This window comes from Streptomyces malaysiense, from assembly GCF_000980885.2.
Taxonomy (GTDB): domain Bacteria; phylum Actinomycetota; class Actinomycetes; order Streptomycetales; family Streptomycetaceae; genus Streptomyces; species Streptomyces malaysiense.
Genome location: NZ_LBDA02000172.1, coordinates 1 through 1,121 on the forward strand (window position 1 = coordinate 1; position 1,121 = coordinate 1,121).

Annotated in this window: 1 protein-coding gene; it reads right to left on the reverse strand. The window is 65.7% G+C overall.

What is annotated here, in order from left to right; translation table 11 throughout:
* Window positions 1-1,055: acyltransferase domain-containing protein (locus VT52_RS34710; protein ID WP_240510030.1), on the reverse strand; the 1,055-nt coding region annotated here is incomplete at its 3' end.
* Window positions 1,056-1,121: the final 66 nt, after the last annotated feature.

Below are 1,121 nucleotides of genomic sequence, written 5' to 3' on the forward strand. Positions count from 1 at the left end.
GCGGGGCGGAGCCAGTAGGTCTGGTGTTGGAACGGGTAGGTGGGCAGCGGTACGGGGTGGTTGTCGGTGGTGGTGTGGGTGGGGGTGTGTGTGGTGGTCCAGTTGGGGGTGGTGCCGTGGGTGTGGAGGGTGGCGAGGGCGGTGGTGTAGTGGTGGTGGTTGGGGGTGGTGTTGTGGTGTTGGAGGGGGATTATTACTGGGTTGTTGGGGTTGTTGGTGTTGGTGAGGGTTTCGGTGGTGGTGTGGATGGCGGGGGTGAGGGTGGGGTGGGGGGTGAGTTCGAGGTAGGTGGTGGTGCCGAGGTGGTGGAGGGTGGTGATGCCTTGGGTGAAGTGGACGGGTTGGCGGATGTGTTGGGTCCAGTAGTGGGGGTTGGTGTGTTGGTGGGGGTGGGCGAGTTGGCCGGTGGTGTTGGAGATGAGGGGGGTGTGGGGTGGGTGGTAGGTGAGGGTTTGGGCGGTGGTGTGGAACTCTTCGAGGATGGGTTCCATGTGGGGGGAGTGGAAGGCGTGGCTGACGTGGAGTTTTTTGGTTTTGATGTGGTGTTTTTCGAGGTGGGTGGTGAGGTGGTCGATGGTGTGGGGGTCGCCTGAGATGACGTAGGTGTCGGGGGTGTTGGTGGCGGCGATGGAGGCGGTGTGGGGGTGGTGTTCGAGGGCTTGGGTGAGGGGGGTGGGGTCGGTGGTGTGGGCGGTGATCATGGCGCCGGGTGGGAGTTGGTTCATGAGGCGGGCGCGGGTGGTGACGAGGGTGGCGGCGTCGGGGAGGGTGAGGATGCCGGCGGTGTGGGCGGCGGTGATTTCGCCGATGGAGTGGCCGATGAGGTGGGTGGGGGTGATGCCGTGGTGGGTGAGGAGGTGGTGGAGGGCTGTTTGGAAGGCGAAGAGGGCGGGTTGGGTGTAGAGGGTGTGGTTGAGGAGTTGGGCTTGGGGGGTGTGGGGTGGGGCGAAGAGGAGGGGTTTGAGGGGTTGGGGTAGGTGGGGGTCGAGGTGGGCGCAGGCTTCGTCGAGGGCGTGGGCGAAGGTGGGGTGGTGGTGGTAGAGGTCGCGTCCCATGCCGGGGCGTTGGGAGCCTTGGCCGGAGTAGACGAAGGCGAGTTTTCCGGTGGGGGTGGCGGTGCC